Source organism: Bacteroidota bacterium, from assembly GCA_016722565.1.
Classification (GTDB): domain Bacteria; phylum Bacteroidota; class Bacteroidia; order 2-12-FULL-35-15; family 2-12-FULL-35-15; genus 2-12-FULL-35-15.
In genome coordinates this window covers 243,843-258,807 of the sequence record JADKIU010000001.1, presented here as the reverse complement: position 1 = coordinate 258,807, position 14,965 = coordinate 243,843, and the positions used below count along the sequence as shown (strand labels likewise).

The window sequence follows — 14,965 nt, the reverse complement described above, 5'->3', positions numbered from 1 at the left end:
TTTGGAGCACTTATCTATTGGAATAATATGAAATATTTCGGTGCTTTTTTTATTTTTATTATTCTCGAATCGGCTTGTAATACTACTATTTCAAAGGAAGATTTGACCGCCAAAGAAAATAATTTAATTTCAGAAAATATTCCAAAAAAAGATACCCACCAACTTGAATGGACTGCACCAGATACCCTTACAATCCCAGATGATGAATTTGGAGCAGCGGTAAAATATGGCAGAAAATTAATTTTAAATACAGCATACTACATCGGGCCAGAAGGGATTGTAAGCAAAAACCTTGGCAACAAAATGAATTGCACCAACTGTCATCTCGATGGAGGAACTAGACTATATGGTTTTAATTTTTCAAGTACACATGCCCGATATCCTCAATATAGGGCTCGAGAAAATAAAATTCTATCCTTATCAGAACGCGTTAATAACTGTATTGAACGACCGCACAATGGGAAACCACTTCCATTAGACAGCAAAGAGATGACAGCGATAATATGTTATATTAAATGGCTAGGACAAGGTGTGCCGGTTAATCAACATGTTTTAGGAGATAGTCCTCTCAAAATTGAATTCCCGAAAAGGGCCGCAGATGTAGAAAAGGGGAAACTTGTGTATATGAGAGATTGCCAATCATGCCATGGTGAAAATGGTGAAGGAAAAATGAAGACCAACAACATTTGCTACGAATATCCTCCATTATGGGGTTTAAAAAGCTACAAACCAGGAAGCAGTATGCATCGAGTAGTAAAAGCGGCAACCTTTATCTATTGCAATATGCCATTCAACAAAGCTTCTTACAACAAACCTGTTTTAACCATTGAAGAGTCTTTTGATGTTGCGGCATTCATTAATGATGATCAGATTCACGTGTGCGTCCTCATGATAATGATTTAACGAGCTATCCCAATAAAGAAACAAAACCACTGGATTATGGTCAAGGCCCCTATATTGATAGTTTCCCTGAAAGCCAGCACAAATTCGGGCCATACCAGCCAATGGTTGATTGGAGAAAGAACAAAGGGCTACCTGCAAAATTCTAGGGGATAAATGAAAAATAAAATCTATGCTCCTCTTATAATTCTTTGCTGTATTATTGTTTTATTTTGGAATTCAAAAAATAGTTTTCGAAATTATACAACCTCTGATCCACAACTCACGTTACTTACCTCGCAGTCGATCTTAGAAAATGGAACAACCAATCTATATCGCTATTTTATAAAAACGACCCCTTCCGATTTTGCAGATGGAGATTGGAAATACTCTTACTGGGAGAAAGAACAGAAGGTATATTATTTTTATCCTCTTGGCACTTCATTGGTATGTTTACCCATTGTTGGGGTTGCACGCATTCTGGGGTACGATTTCACAAACAAATCAGATGATGCTTTGTGGCAATCCAACATTGCTTCCGGTTGTGTTGTAATAATATTCATTCTTCTATTCTTTCTTGCATCTAAATTTGTTTCCTTTATATATGCCCTTCTCTTTTCCTTTTTAATTTGCGTAGGGTCAACTGTTTCGAGTACAATAGGAATGGCCTTATGGAGTTTCAATTTTGAAATAATTTTCCTGTTACTTGCCTTTAATCTATTAGCTAAAAATTATACTGATCCTAAAAATATAAATGGCATTTTACTTGGGTTTTACCTTTACTCTGCTTGGCTGTGCAGGCCTTCTTCTCTGATCGTTTTTTTTATTGTGGGATTTTGGTTATTCAAAATTAACAGACATGCACTTAAGCAATATGTCTTAACAATTTTCATACTATACATTCCATTTGGAATTTATGCAATTACTCATTTTAACATCGTTGTTCCTGCTTATTATCATCCATTATTCTGGATGCATAAAAAATCTACCACTCCACTTTCTGAAAATTTCTTAGCCATCTTATTCAGTCCGGCAAGAGGGTTATTCCTTTTTACTCCGGTATTGTTACTTTCGTTTTATGGTGTCTTCGTCAAAGAAGCTCGGAAACATCCTCTATACATGATCAGCCTTATCTGGTTTGTAATACACACATTTATGTTAGCTCGTCAACCCAATTGGTGGGGAGGTTGGAGTTATGGGCCACGGCTTTTTTCCGATGCATTAATTCCTTTGTTTATCATGTTCATTATTAGTTTTGAAAAGTCGAAGCATGCGTTAGCGTCAAAACTTATCTTAACACTTTTTTTTCTGCTATCGATTCCAGGAATATTTATTCATACAATAAAAGGAGCAACAGATATTCAAACTTATAAATGGAATGATCATCCAGCAATAGATGACCATATAGATTATTACATCTGGAATTTTCAATACCCGCAGTTTTCTGCCGATTCTGTTTCGAATCAAATTAAAAAAAGTGAATTTGCTTTGAATCAACAATTAAGTCGTTCTGTTTTAAAATTAAGAAAGGGCGACTGCGTTCTATTTGAAAACGATAGCCCACTTGCTTGCACTACTGGAAAGAATTTAAACACCATCGCACCCTACACAAAAATCCGTCTATTCTGTAATCTTGACCAGCTTCTTAAAACAGAGGTTGACACTTTTTATATTACACCAGGGCTATTAAAGAGTTTTAGCAGTGATAGTAATTTTGTGATGGTTCAACCATCATTAAAAAACCTTGGAGATTACCTAGAAAAACATAAAATGGAACACGTTTTTTTGTCTACAAAATATAATTTATTCAAAAAAATATCTCCACAAACTGGAGAATGTTTCACAAAGATGCACTCCAACATTTTCAAATTAAAAAATGAACAAGGTTTTGTTGCCCATCTTTACAAAGGAAAAATAATGACTGAATCATTAGGGCAAAATAAAGGAGCAAAATTAGAAACTGATATTGGCGACCATAAAATTTCTGCCTCTTCTGATGGCAAAAACAGTGCATCCATTAAAATAGATGGAAAAGAATATAGCATTAATGATGGTGGATTTAATATTGTTTGTGTTGATGATTCAGGAAACCTACTAGATGTTGCAAGGTTCAATACACAGTTTATTGACGCTGAATATGTTTATTTATTCCAATTTTATAAAAAAAACAAATAAGGTTTGAAATCAAAAATTATCCTTTTTTTATCGGTTACATTCCTGTGTTTCTCGCGTCTTTACGGCCAAAGTGATCTACTAAAATATGATGTAACCATCTATGATAGTGTTCAAAGCAAAGGCTATTTTTTCTTATTTACATATAAAATGAGAAAGAGAGATGCTCCAGGAATGGGGCAAAAAATGATTCTTGACGGAAAAGGTCATACACTTTACTATCGAATTACCCAAAAAGCATCCGACTTTAAAATGCATCCGAATGGAATGATGTCCTATTTTGGTGGAAATAAATTCATGATAATGAATTCCAATTTCGAAATTGTAGACTCCGTGGGTTGTGTAAATGGGATAGAAACAGATAACCATGACTTTCTTATTCTTCCTAATGGACACTACTTGCTAATTGGAACTAAAAGCAGAACAGAAGATCTAAGTAGCTACCGAATATTTATGCAAAAGAAAATGCCTGGAAGCAGGCATGCAAAATTAAAATATGGCGTTGTTCAAGAATTAGATAAAAATAAAAAACTCTTGTATCAATGGGATTCTGAGCCGTATTTCAAAATACAAGATGCAGATGAGCTTTATTTAAACGACACCACCACGCTAGATGTAACACATTTCAATTCAGTTGAAAAAGATATAAATGGAAATATTTATCTGTCGGCAAGGTATTCAAATGAAATAATCAAAGTAGATGTTTCAACAGGTAAATTAGTCTGGAGAATGGGTGGAAAAAAAAATCAATTTCTTTTTGAAAATGATTCTATTCCTTTTCTTGGTCAACATGATGCAAGAATAATGAAAAATGGTAACCTGACAGTATTTGACAATGGATATGGAAAAGAAGAAGCAAAACATAACGCCCGTGCATTGGAATATGCAATAGATGAAAAAAAGATGACGGTTCGCCTTGTTTGGTCATTCGAAAATGAGCAAAAAATAATAAGCGAAGCAACCGGCAATATGCAACGTCTACCAAATGGGAACACACTCATAAACTATGGAAAAATTGCAAATGGAACACCCAATTTAACATTTGAAGAAATTAAGATTACCAAAGAGAAAGTGATTTCACTTTCGTTTTCTGATACAGTGGGCTCATACAGAGCGTTTCATTATTCACAACTTCCTTTTACTATTCACCAACCACTAGTTAAAGCCAAAATAAAAAACGGCCGATATTATTTAAAAGTAACTAAGCCGCACTCCGGATATAGTTGGTCCAACGGATTGAATAGTCAAGAAATAGAGATAACCCAACCTGGCAAGTATTATGTTTACGTGCCTTATGGAGATGGTGGGTGGATAAGTTCAAAATTAATTATTGTAACAAAAGAACAATTAAGTCGGTTACAAAATTCTGCTCCGTCTAATCAAAATCGGAAATAAATGAATGGGGTAAAACCAACACTTGTAGTATAACTGAGGGCTAATACAAAAAGGACAAGGCTGAATATTGTTAAAAAGATATGCCTTGAAATATTAGTGGAATTTCCATAATAAAATTCTTGCAATTTTTTTCCAAAACTAAAATGGTTACTAAATGAAAAAACAATGGCAAGCCCAAGTGGAAACCAAAGCTCGTTTCTTAATTCCATATCTACATTCGAATTAGTAAAAAGCATTGCATTGTAAAAATCTATTGCTTTAGATAAATTATCACTTCTAAACAAAACAAATCCGATTGCTACAAGAAAAAAAGTGAAACTAATTCTTAATCCAGTTGGGGCCGTCCAGGTTTTCATTTTTGAAAACAGGCGCTCCAAAACGATTATCGTCCCGTGAAAAGCGCCCCAAATAATTAATGACCAAGATCCTTTGTGCCAAAGTCCAGAGATAATAAATACCAACCATAGATTAAAATAAATTTTCCAAGAATTTCCACGATTGCCACCGAGTGGGATATATAAATAATTTTTCAGCCACTCACCAAGAGTAATGTGCCATCTTTTCCAAAACTCATTGAAACTCGCTGACAAATAAGGGGAGTTAAAATTCTCAGGAATGCGGAACCCAACCATTTTCGACAACCCAATAGCCATGTCTGAGTATGCAGAAAAATCAAAATAAATTTGCATGGTATAACCAATGATTCCAACCCATGCCGTGAAACCATTAAGTGTATTTGGATCAGCGTAAAATATTTTGTCAACACCATATAGTGCTAATTGATTTGCTATCAATACTTTTTTGGCTAGTCCTAAACAAAATCTATAAAACCCATTTAACAAATTATCAAGTTTTTCCTCCGAAACGTTGTTAAAGAGCTGTGTCTCCATCTCCACATAACGAACAATAGGGCCAGCCACCATTTTCGGAAAGAAAAATATATACAATAAATAGTTGTTCAACTTGTTTTGAGGTGAACAAACTCCACGATACACATCAACCACATAAGTGATTGTTTCAAAAGTATAAAATGATATTCCAAGCGGTAATAGTAAATCCAACAGCGGTAGTGTCGATCCAAACAACTCATTGATTGTACCTATAAAAAAGTTTGAATATTTAAAATAAACTAGAAGCCCAACATTTATAAGGATTGATAACAGAAGAAATGCTTTTTTAGCAATCTTCCTTTTTTGTTGATGCATTAATTTTACTAAATAAAAATCAAAGCATGTTGTAATCAATAACACAATAATGAATTTAGGCTCTGCCCATGCATATACCAAAATACTAACCAATAATAAATACCCATTCCTGAATTTATCTTTTGCCAAAAGATAAAGCGCTATAAAAACCGGCAAAAACCAAACTAAGAAAATGCTACTGTTAAAGTCCATTTATTCTTTTTTTTTATCGCGTTGATATTGTAATAATGCATCCATGTATATAACCGAATCAGCAGGCACCTTTAATTCTTTTGCTTTTAATTTTGCCTTATAAAACATTACGGAATCAAATCGAATATCGTTCATAATTGTTGCAATAGGTAAAGGAATTTTCATTCCAGCTCTACTTCTCAATTCGAAAAGGCCGAAATAACTTCCTTCGAAAAAATTCCAACCAAATTCTGCAAGGTTAGCATCTGTGCTGAGAACCATTATAACATCTTGACCTAATAATAACCTTGCTCTGTTTATATATTCTTCACTATATGGTTCATTTCGAATATTGGCATAAAGCATTTTATTATAGTAGATGTAGGAATATCTTTTGAAAACATTGTCACTCATTTCATAGACTGGCATTGTCCAATTATAACTATCTGCGATAGTTAATAATTTAATTTTCTTTTCGACTTTTGTATACGATATGGAAGGATAAGCCATTGGTATGTTTTCAATATTCCATAAAAGATTCATACCCTTTCCAACATCCTGATCAACTGTATTTAATTCATTAGTAACTTTAACCGAATCAAATATCATGTGAGGCAAAGGAGTTTCTGTAAGCTTTTCTATTCTTTTAATAATTGAATCCGCAGCAAGAGCTGCACCATACGTACTCCAATGAATACCACATTTCGGGAAGAGTGGATATTGGGTTTTGGGTTTTAATTCATCAAATAATTTTCTAAAATCAATGTGATTGATATTATATTCCTTGAATAGCTTAACAATTGTTTCATAATTACCTTCGTGTTTATTGACAAGGTATTTGTCTGGAATATATTCATTGAAAAAAGAGGCCTTACCGGGAGCAATAACAAATAAAAATTCAATCCCGTGATTTTTTAGTGAATCTTGAAACTTTTTAACCAACACAACTTTATCACGTAACTTTTGTTCACCAATAAAATCGGCACCTGTATAAGCGTTAATATATTTTATATCAAATAAATATTCTTCTTTGCCAATTGTTACGTTATTGGTATATGACCTGTGATACATCCAATAACCCAATTGGTTATGCAACCGAACGAGCGTATTTCTGAATCCAAAATTCTCATTCACCCATTTTGTAGTTGCCGTTTGGTAATTTCCAGATAAAATAGAGTCACATGCAAAAATAGGTTTGGGGGCAATTTTAAATGAACCATTAAGTTTCCCAATTTTTACAAATGGTAGTAGCCCTTGAAAGAGGAATGAAAATAAAAACAGGAGAATCAAAAAAATTAATACTCTACGCCCCATTTGAAGTATTCTTGTTATCTTCATCAAAAATAATAAAATAAGGTTACTCTGTGTCCATACTATTTTTTAATCCTTTAGCAACACAACACAAGCCTCGTATCCCAATGAGCATTCTGCAAATTGCAGCATCTATTGATAAGAACTATAAATGGGTATTTGTAGATGGTAATATAGACAAAGAACCTTGGCCAAAAATTGAGCGCTATTTGCAATCGGGAGAAATCGATTATTTTGGCTGCACAGTAATGCCTGGTCCGCAATTAAAACAAGCAATCCCAATTTCAAAAAAAATCAGAGAACAATTCCCAAATGTTAAAATTATTTGGGGAGGCTATTTCCCATCCAATCATCCCGATGTTGTTTTAAAAAGTGGTTATGTTGATTTTATTGTAAATGGTATGGGGGATAAGTGTTTTCCACTATTATTAGACGCCATTGATAAGCAAGAACCATATCATACCATTAACAATTTGATATTTTTAAAAGATGGGAAAATTCATTTTACTGCAAAAGATCCGATACATGAACCGGATTCATTACCGGTGTTGCCTTACGAAAAATTAGATTCATTTTATCCTTTATCAGTTTATCTGGGTAAAACCTATTTGGGGAACAAAACCATCGCGTATCACAGCAGCTTTGGTTGCCCGTTCACTTGCTCCTTTTGTGCAGTTGTGCCAATTTATAATGCAAGATGGAAGGGTGTCTCTGCTAATCGAATTGTAAATGATATTACCTTTCTTAAAAACAAGTATAATGGAACAGCTATTGAATTCCATGATAACAATTTTTTTGTTTCTGAAAAAAGGGTCATCGAATTTGCGTCATCAATAAAAGGTGAAAAGATGATCTGGTGGGGCGAGGGGCGAATTGATACAATCAACAAATATCAAGACGAAACGCTTCAGTTAATGAGCGATGCTGGATGCAAGATGATATTTTTTGGTGCAGAAACAGGAAACAACGATTTATTAAAAATGATGGATAAAGGAGGGACTCAAACTCGGGAGCAAATTCTTTCATTTGCTGCACGGTTGAGAAAATTCAACATTATTCCCGAATATTCATTTGTGTTAGGTTTTCCAGGAGAAACAGAACAAACGGTTTATAAGAATATTTTAGCGGAAATCGATTTTATCCGTGAAGTAAAGAAAGCAAATCCATTGACGGAAATTATAATTTATGTGTATTCACCTGTACCAACAGAAGGTAGTGAATTATATAAAGAAATTACAGAAAAAGGGTTTCGTTTCCCTGAAAAATTAGAAGATTGGGTTAGTTTGGAATGGGAAAACTTTGATTTGCGTAAAAACCCACTTACACCTTGGATAAAACCCTATATGATTGATAAAATAAAAAGCTTTGAAACGGTTCTAAATGGATATTTTCCTACTGCTACAGATATAAGATTGTCTCGCTTTCAAAAACGTTTGATTAAACTGATTGCAGCGATAAGATATCATACAAAAATATATGCATACCCCTACGAAATAAAATTATTGCACAAAATCTGGAAGTATCGGCAACCAGAAAAAGAAGGTTTTTAATGTCAAAACTTTTAAAATATCTTGTTACACTGTTTGTAAAACCTGTTCTTTCCATCTACTTGAAAAAGGAAAGGATATTTCATTATAAAAACCTAGAGTTACTCATTCTAAAAGGAATATTTCACCCCAACTTCTTTTTCAGTAGTAAATACCTAGCCTCCTTTGTGGAAAAATTAAATGTAACTGGAAAAACGTTTTGTGAACCTTGTGCTGGAAGCGGGCTCATCAGCTTTATTGCACTACAGAATGGCGCCATTGTAACCTGTTTTGATATAAACACGAATGCCATTAGAGGTATCCAGCTCAATCTTCAAAGGAATAGCAAACATCTAAAATCTCAAAAAATAACAGCAGTTGAGTCTGATTTATTTTCAAATGTCCCAGCACAACAATTTGATTTCATCGTGTTAAATCCGCCCTATTTTTTTAGTGATTATTCATCCGTTGAACAAGCTGCTTGGAATGCAGGAAAGAACGGAGCGTTTTTTATCACCTTTTTTACACAATTAAAAGATTATACCAATAAAAATTCCGAAATTTATATGGTTTTAGCCGACAATTGCGATATTAAAAGAATTGCAAATATTGCGAGGGATAAACAATGGAAACTTTTGCTGATAGAGCAAAAACAAATTTTATGGGAAACGAATTACATTTACCGCATACAACTACTTTAGGGTATTTTCATTCGTTTGATCCAATCAAAAAGTCTATTCTAAAAACAATTTCCTATTTCGATATTTTTGACTTCCCACTTACTCTTGAAGAGATCAAAAAATACATTGATAAACCTGATAATGCAGGAGCATTAAAAATTTCAGTCGACCAATTAGTTGAAGAGCATTTATTACAAAATATCGAAGGCTATTATATTCCATTCTTTAGTTCCTCCCAAAACATTTTGAAGCGAAAAGAAGATGAAAAAAGAGCAAAGTCGATTGAATCGAAAGTGAAGTTGTATAGTAGAATTATTAGTAAATTTCCATTTATCGAATGTGTTTGCATTTCAGGATCTTATTCAAAAGGTGTTCTTTCAAAAGACGGTGATGTAGATTATTTTATCATTACTCGTCCCGGTCGATTGTGGTTAAGTAGAACATTACTTGTTTTATTTAAGAAAGTGTTTTTATTTAACTCCCGAAAGTATTTTTGCGTGAATTATTTTATTGATTCGGATCATTTAGAAATACATGATAAGAATCTTTTCACCGTTACTGAAATTTCAACATTGATTCCTGTCTATAACGAACGCCTGTTTCATCAGTTCTTAATCAAGAACAAATGGGCGTTAGATAGTATGCCTAATTTAGAACACGACTTTAAAAAAAGCTATCCTATTGAAAGCGGATCAAAATTAAAAGCTTTATCAGAAAAAATACTGAATGGAAGAATTGGAGAAAAACTAGATAATTTCTGTTTTAAAATTACTTTAAAAAGGTGGAAGAAGAAGTTTTCACACTTCAATGAAACAGATTTTGATTTAAATATGCGAACACGTAAAAATGTTTCAAAACATCATCCTCAGGGGTTTCAGAAAAAAGTTTTATTGGCCTTAGAAGAACGTATGTTGAAATTTGATTCACACAAAATCTAATGAAAGTTTTATTCACACACTCTTATTTTTTAAAATTCGATTCGAAGCAATTCAATGCAGGGACTCCCTATCCACCTCTAGGAACAATATATGCTGCTTCCTATTTACGTGAAAAGGGATATGATGTGTATTTACATGATATCCAATTTGAAACAGATCCGACTGAGATAAATAAATCTTTAGAAAAAATTAAACCGGATGTTTTTGTCATTTATGACGATGGGTTTAACTACTTAACAAAAATGTGCTTAACAAATATGCGCAACGCTGCATATAAAATGCAACAATTCGCTAAAGCATATCATTGCAAAGTAATTGTTTCCAGCAGTGATTCTACAGACCATGTTGAAGAATATTTAAAAAACGGAGCAGATTATATAATCAAAGGCGAAGCAGAGCAAACGCTCTTGGAGCTAATAGACTATCTTTCAGGGAAAGAGACAATTGAATTAAATAAAATTAATGGAATTACCTACTTCGAAAACAACCAAGTTGTAAATACAGCAAATAGAACGGTGTTAAAAGACTTAGATCAACTACCACTGCCAGCGTGGGACCTTATCGATATTGAGCCGTACAAAAAAATGTGGCAAAACAAGAATGGTTATTTTTCGATAAACATGGTAACCACAAGAGGATGTCCGTATAAGTGTAATTGGTGTGCAAAACCGATTTATGGTAATAGATACAACACGCATTCTCCGGAAAGCATTGTCGCTCAAATAGAACTGTTGCAACAAAAATTTAAGTTTGATCACATTTGGTTTGCAGATGATATTTTTGGATTAAAGCCAGGATGGTTAAAATCATTCGCAAATGAAATTAGAGACAAGAAGATAAAAATAAAATATAAAATTCAGTCGAGAGCAGATTTATTACTAGAAGAAAACACCATAGAATTACTTGCCCAATCCGGCTGTGAAGTAGTTTGGATGGGAGCCGAAAGTGGTTCCCAAAAAATTCTAGATGCCATGGACAAAGGCATTCGAGTAGAACAGATTTTTGAAGCAACTCGATTATTGAAAAAGCATTCTATCAAACCTGCATTCTTTTTGCAATTTGGATATCCAACAGAAACAATAGAAGACATTAAATTAACCATTAACATGGTAAATAATTTATTACCCAACGATATTGGTATTTCCGTTTCCTACCCTTTACCCGGGACCAAATTTTATGAATCGGTAAAGCAGGAATTAAAAACAAAAACAAACTGGACCGATAGCGATGAGTTGGCATTGATGTTTCACAACACCTATAAACCCGAATTCTACAAACAATTACATCGGCTAATACACAAGTCTTACCGAAAGCATCAATCTCTAGATATGCTTAGCAAACTATTTAAAGGCAATTATAAAGAAACAAATTTGAAACGGATCATCGCATATCCTTACTACTATATTGGCGCAGTAAAAGAGAAACGAAAATTAAAGTTGATAGAATCAGATGCTGCAGCAGGCCTTTAAAAACTATGCAAAAGAATATGATCGTCACTTTACCAATTCTCTAATTGGGAAAGCACAACGAAACATTGTTCATAAGCATTTGCAATCAATTCTAAAAAACGTAACCTCGATCTTAGAAGTAAATTGTGGAACAGGGGAAGATGCTATCATTTTCAATAATCAAGGAAAGAAAATTATTGCAACAGACATCTCACCGCAAATGATTCAGGTGGCAATGAGTAAAAACGATAAAATTGACTTCAGAGTATGTGATGCAACCGCAATTGATACGTTAGAAGGAAGCTTTGATATGGTTTTTTCAAACTTTGGTGGACTAAACTGTATTGATAAAAACCAATTAACCTCATTTTCAGAGGCTGCAAATAAAAAACTTAATCAAAACGGGCTTCTAGCACTTGTTTTTATTAGCAGCGAATGTGTATGGGAAAAATATTATTTCAAATTAAAAGGTAAAGAAATACGAAGAAACCAAAAAACTGCAATTGCTACAATTGATAATAACAGTTTTAAAACCTATTACTATTCGCCAAATGAGCTAGAGGATATTTTTAATCCATTTTTTAAAATGGTTCATCTAAAACCTATCGGATTATTTGTTCCGCCATCCTATATGGAATCAAAAATGGTGAAAAACAAATGGATATTTAAAATTTTATCTGCTTTAGATTATTTATTTTTAAACAGTACAAAATTAGCAAACAAAGCAGATCACTTTTACATCGTTTTCAAGAAAAAATAATTGGATGAAAATAATTTTAACACATGCTTATTTTTTAAGTGAAGACGTTCGTGAGCAATTTATCATGAAGCCATATGTGCCACTTGGCATTTTAAGTATCTCCTCTTACCTAGAGCAAAAAGGAATAGACCACGAAGTTTATGATAACACATTTTCTGATTATACTACATTCATAAATAAAACAATTCGTTTCTCCCCAGATGTTATCGGCATATACACCAACTTAATGACGAAGTTGAATGTATTAAAAATCATAAAGGAAATAAAATCTAGCCCATCCCTAAAACACACAAAAATCATTTTAGGAGGACCAGAAGTAAGAAACCATGCCGAAAACTTCCTTACACATGGAGCTGATGTATTAGTTATAGGCGAAGGAGAAGAAACCTTTTTTGAAACAATTCAACATCTATCAAAATCTAAAAACATTCCAGATGGAATTTCTGGAACAGCTGTATTAGTTGATGGAAAGGTAAAAACGAATGATGAAAGAATATTATTAAAAGACATTAATATCCTCAACCCTCCAAACAGAAAAAAAATAGACCTTCACCAATACTTGAATGCATGGAAAAACAGACATGGTTATAGCACCATTTCGGTGAGCACCATGAGAGGCTGTCCATACACATGCAAGTGGTGTAGCAGGGCTGTATATGGGGGCACATACAGAAGAAAAAAGGCTTCATTGGTTATAGATGAATTAGAATCAATCTACAAGGAATACAATCCGGATAGGATATGGTTTGTGGACGATGTTTTTACAATCAATCATAAATGGCTCACAGAATTTGCTACTGAAATTGAAAATAGAAATTTCAAATTTAAATACGAAATTATCACTCGTGCGGACAGAATGAATGAAGAAATAATTGATTTGTTAAAAAAGAGTGGCTGTTTTAAGGTATGGATTGGCGCAGAAAGCGGTTCTCAAAAAATCATAGATGCTATGGATCGGAGGGTAAGTGTTGATAAAGTTAGAGAGATGATACAACTCTCACAAAAAAAAGGAATAAAGGCAGGAACATTTATAATGCTGGGCTATCCCGGAGAAACAATTGATGATATAAAAAAAACGATTACTCATTTAAAAGTTTCAAATCCAGATGAATATACTGTGACTATCGCTTATCCGATAGCCGGAACTAAATTATATGATGAAATAAAAGATAGAATCACAACCAATTACAATTGGGCAGAAAGCACTGACAGAGATATTGATTTTAAAAGACAACATTCAAGGAAGTTTTATGAATATGCAGTTCGTTGGGTGTATAATAGTGTTCACGTTCATAAAACAAAAAACCCCATTGAGAAAATTAAATACTTCTCTAAAGGGCAAATTGCAAAACTATTGATGCAATTAAACTCATAAAAACAAAAGCTTATTAAGAAACACAAGAGTTCAATAATCTACCCTTGAAAAATTTGTTTTAAACTACAATTAAGTTTTACTTTAGAACAGCCAGTCCGATTCCTTACTAAAAATTGTCTCGCAGCTCCGTTATTGGCTTTTCAACATAACGGTACCAAAGGGAGGTAGTTGAAAATGTTACTATTAAATATATCGCGTATGCCAATAGCGTAAAAGGAAGCGTTCTATCTTTTGTAAACATTAAAAACACTTCCATGATTGGGGACAGATGAAATAAATAAAAAGCAAAAGCGGTTAAACTTAAAAAAGTAAAAAGTGTAAAAACAAAATAAGACCCCCTCTTAATACAATAGAAAAAGGGGATAGATACTGCGAAAGCGAAGGGAATAAAAGTGAAATATAAAACATTATAATAAAAGCCTTCCGGATATAAAATCCGAAAATATATGGAAATAGCATAAAGCAACAATCCGAGTATTAATAACCAATTTCTATACTTTATAAACCATTCTTTACTCTTATAAAAAAACAATGCCATTAAAACACCATAAATACTACAATCTATTCGTGTTAGTAACGATTTTCTCATGACAGTATCCCAGTGCGGATGATCGGTTAAATAAATCTGCATGCGCATAGTCACGGATAAAATAATATATGCTATGCATAATCCAACTAAAATTAAATATGGCTCTCTTTTTTTGAATAACCAGATGCTTGCCAAAAAAAACAAAGGAAACAATAGATAAAACCATTCTTCCATCGCCAAACTATAGCTTATTGGAAAAAACGTATGGCTCGATTCGAAAAATGTGTGAATAAATAATAAATATTTCCAATTAAAATCAAAACTAGTACCTGTTATAAAATGTCCGATAATGTAATTAATGAAAATTGCAAGATAATAAACCGGCAATGTTTTGTACCATCTCCTTTTAATAAAACCAGCAAATGTTTTTAATGTATATGAGCCATTTTGAATAAACGTTTTAATAATAATTCTACCAATTAAAAAACCGCTCAATGCAAAAAACAATTCTACTCCATTGATTACAAAATGTGAAATCCGATATATTTTTGGATAGAATGGTTCAAAAAATGCAAT

Annotated in this window: 12 protein-coding genes; 9 read left to right on the top strand and 3 right to left on the bottom strand. The window is 33.1% G+C overall.

Annotated elements, in window-relative coordinates; genetic code table 11:
• Positions 1 to 27 precede the first annotated feature (27 nt).
• From IPP64_00975 to IPP64_00965, 3 genes are all read left to right on the top strand, one after another.
• On the top strand, positions 28 to 903 hold the full coding sequence (locus tag IPP64_00975; GenBank protein ID MBL0328007.1) for a c-type cytochrome: 876 nt from the start codon (positions 28 to 30) through the stop codon (positions 901 to 903).
• A gap of 153 nt (positions 904 to 1,056) precedes the next feature.
• On the top strand, positions 1,057 to 3,054 hold the full coding sequence (locus IPP64_00970) for a hypothetical protein (GenBank protein ID MBL0328006.1): 1,998 nt from the start codon (positions 1,057 to 1,059) through the stop codon (positions 3,052 to 3,054).
• 147 nt (positions 3,055 to 3,201) lie between these two features.
• Positions 3,202 to 4,446 (top strand): aryl-sulfate sulfotransferase, encoded by a 1,245-nt coding sequence (locus tag IPP64_00965; protein ID MBL0328005.1) that lies wholly within the window; start codon positions 3,202 to 3,204, stop codon positions 4,444 to 4,446.
• On the opposite strand, the gene IPP64_00960 is transcribed toward IPP64_00965, so the two are convergent.
• Together IPP64_00960 and IPP64_00955 are read right to left on the bottom strand one after the other, a co-directional pair.
• Positions 4,431 to 5,843, bottom strand: a complete 1,413-nt coding sequence (locus IPP64_00960; GenBank protein ID MBL0328004.1) for an MBOAT family protein — start codon at positions 5,841 to 5,843, stop codon at positions 4,431 to 4,433. The two genes, IPP64_00965 and IPP64_00960, sit on opposite strands and share 16 nt — an antisense overlap.
• Positions 5,844 to 7,160: a hypothetical protein gene (locus IPP64_00955; protein MBL0328003.1), complete on the bottom strand. Its 1,317-nt coding sequence runs from the start codon at positions 7,158 to 7,160 to the stop codon at positions 5,844 to 5,846.
• A gap of 80 nt (positions 7,161 to 7,240) precedes the next feature.
• Here IPP64_00955 and IPP64_00950 point away from each other — a divergent pair, with 80 nt between their 5' ends.
• Genes IPP64_00950 through IPP64_00925 form a run of 6 tightly spaced genes read left to right on the top strand, consistent with a single transcriptional unit; the run spans position 7,241 to position 13,860 of the window.
• Positions 7,241 to 8,683 (top strand): B12-binding domain-containing radical SAM protein, encoded by a 1,443-nt coding sequence (locus tag IPP64_00950; GenBank protein ID MBL0328002.1) that lies wholly within the window; start codon positions 7,241 to 7,243, stop codon positions 8,681 to 8,683.
• The gene (locus tag IPP64_00945) at positions 8,683 to 9,360 is read left to right on the top strand and encodes a methyltransferase (protein MBL0328001.1); all 678 of its coding nucleotides are present in this window, start codon (positions 8,683 to 8,685) and stop codon (positions 9,358 to 9,360) included. Before IPP64_00950 ends, IPP64_00945 begins: the two co-directional genes overlap by 1 nt.
• Entirely contained in the window at positions 9,321 to 10,277 is a 957-nt protein-coding gene (locus IPP64_00940) for a nucleotidyltransferase domain-containing protein (GenBank protein ID MBL0328000.1), read from the top strand. Before IPP64_00945 ends, IPP64_00940 begins: the two co-directional genes overlap by 40 nt.
• Entirely contained in the window at positions 10,277 to 11,746 is a 1,470-nt protein-coding gene (locus IPP64_00935; GenBank protein MBL0327999.1) for a B12-binding domain-containing radical SAM protein, read from the top strand. Before IPP64_00940 ends, IPP64_00935 begins: the two co-directional genes overlap by 1 nt.
• Positions 11,727 to 12,485 (top strand): methyltransferase domain-containing protein, encoded by a 759-nt coding sequence (locus tag IPP64_00930; GenBank protein MBL0327998.1) that lies wholly within the window; start codon positions 11,727 to 11,729, stop codon positions 12,483 to 12,485. Before IPP64_00935 ends, IPP64_00930 begins: the two co-directional genes overlap by 20 nt.
• Positions 12,486 to 12,489: 4 nt before the next feature.
• Positions 12,490 to 13,860, top strand: a complete 1,371-nt coding sequence (locus tag IPP64_00925) for a radical SAM protein (GenBank protein MBL0327997.1) — start codon at positions 12,490 to 12,492, stop codon at positions 13,858 to 13,860.
• 106 nt (positions 13,861 to 13,966) lie between these two features.
• Here the strand turns inward: IPP64_00925 and IPP64_00920 are convergent, their stop codons facing one another.
• Positions 13,967 to 14,884, bottom strand: a complete 918-nt coding sequence (locus IPP64_00920) for an acyltransferase family protein (GenBank protein ID MBL0327996.1) — start codon at positions 14,882 to 14,884, stop codon at positions 13,967 to 13,969.
• Positions 14,885 to 14,965: the final 81 nt, after the last annotated feature.

Coding starts and splice junctions, on each gene's coding strand:
- IPP64_00935 (MBL0327999.1), top strand. CDS start 10,277: ATGAAAGTTTTATTCACACACTCTTATTTTTTAAAATTCGATTCGAAG.
- IPP64_00950 (MBL0328002.1), top strand. CDS start 7,241: ATGAGCATTCTGCAAATTGCAGCATCTATTGATAAGAACTATAAATGG.
- IPP64_00940 (MBL0328000.1), top strand. CDS start 9,321: ATGGGAAACGAATTACATTTACCGCATACAACTACTTTAGGGTATTTT.
- IPP64_00955 (MBL0328003.1), bottom strand. CDS start 7,160: ATGAAGATAACAAGAATACTTCAAATGGGGCGTAGAGTATTAATTTTT.
- IPP64_00930 (MBL0327998.1), top strand. CDS start 11,727: ATGCTGCAGCAGGCCTTTAAAAACTATGCAAAAGAATATGATCGTCAC.
- IPP64_00925 (MBL0327997.1), top strand. CDS start 12,490: ATGAAAATAATTTTAACACATGCTTATTTTTTAAGTGAAGACGTTCGT.
- IPP64_00965 (MBL0328005.1), top strand. CDS start 3,202: ATGAGAAAGAGAGATGCTCCAGGAATGGGGCAAAAAATGATTCTTGAC.
- IPP64_00945 (MBL0328001.1), top strand. CDS start 8,683: ATGTCAAAACTTTTAAAATATCTTGTTACACTGTTTGTAAAACCTGTT.
- IPP64_00960 (MBL0328004.1), bottom strand. CDS start 5,843: ATGGACTTTAACAGTAGCATTTTCTTAGTTTGGTTTTTGCCGGTTTTT.
- IPP64_00970 (MBL0328006.1), top strand. CDS start 1,057: ATGAAAAATAAAATCTATGCTCCTCTTATAATTCTTTGCTGTATTATT.
- IPP64_00975 (MBL0328007.1), top strand. CDS start 28: ATGAAATATTTCGGTGCTTTTTTTATTTTTATTATTCTCGAATCGGCT.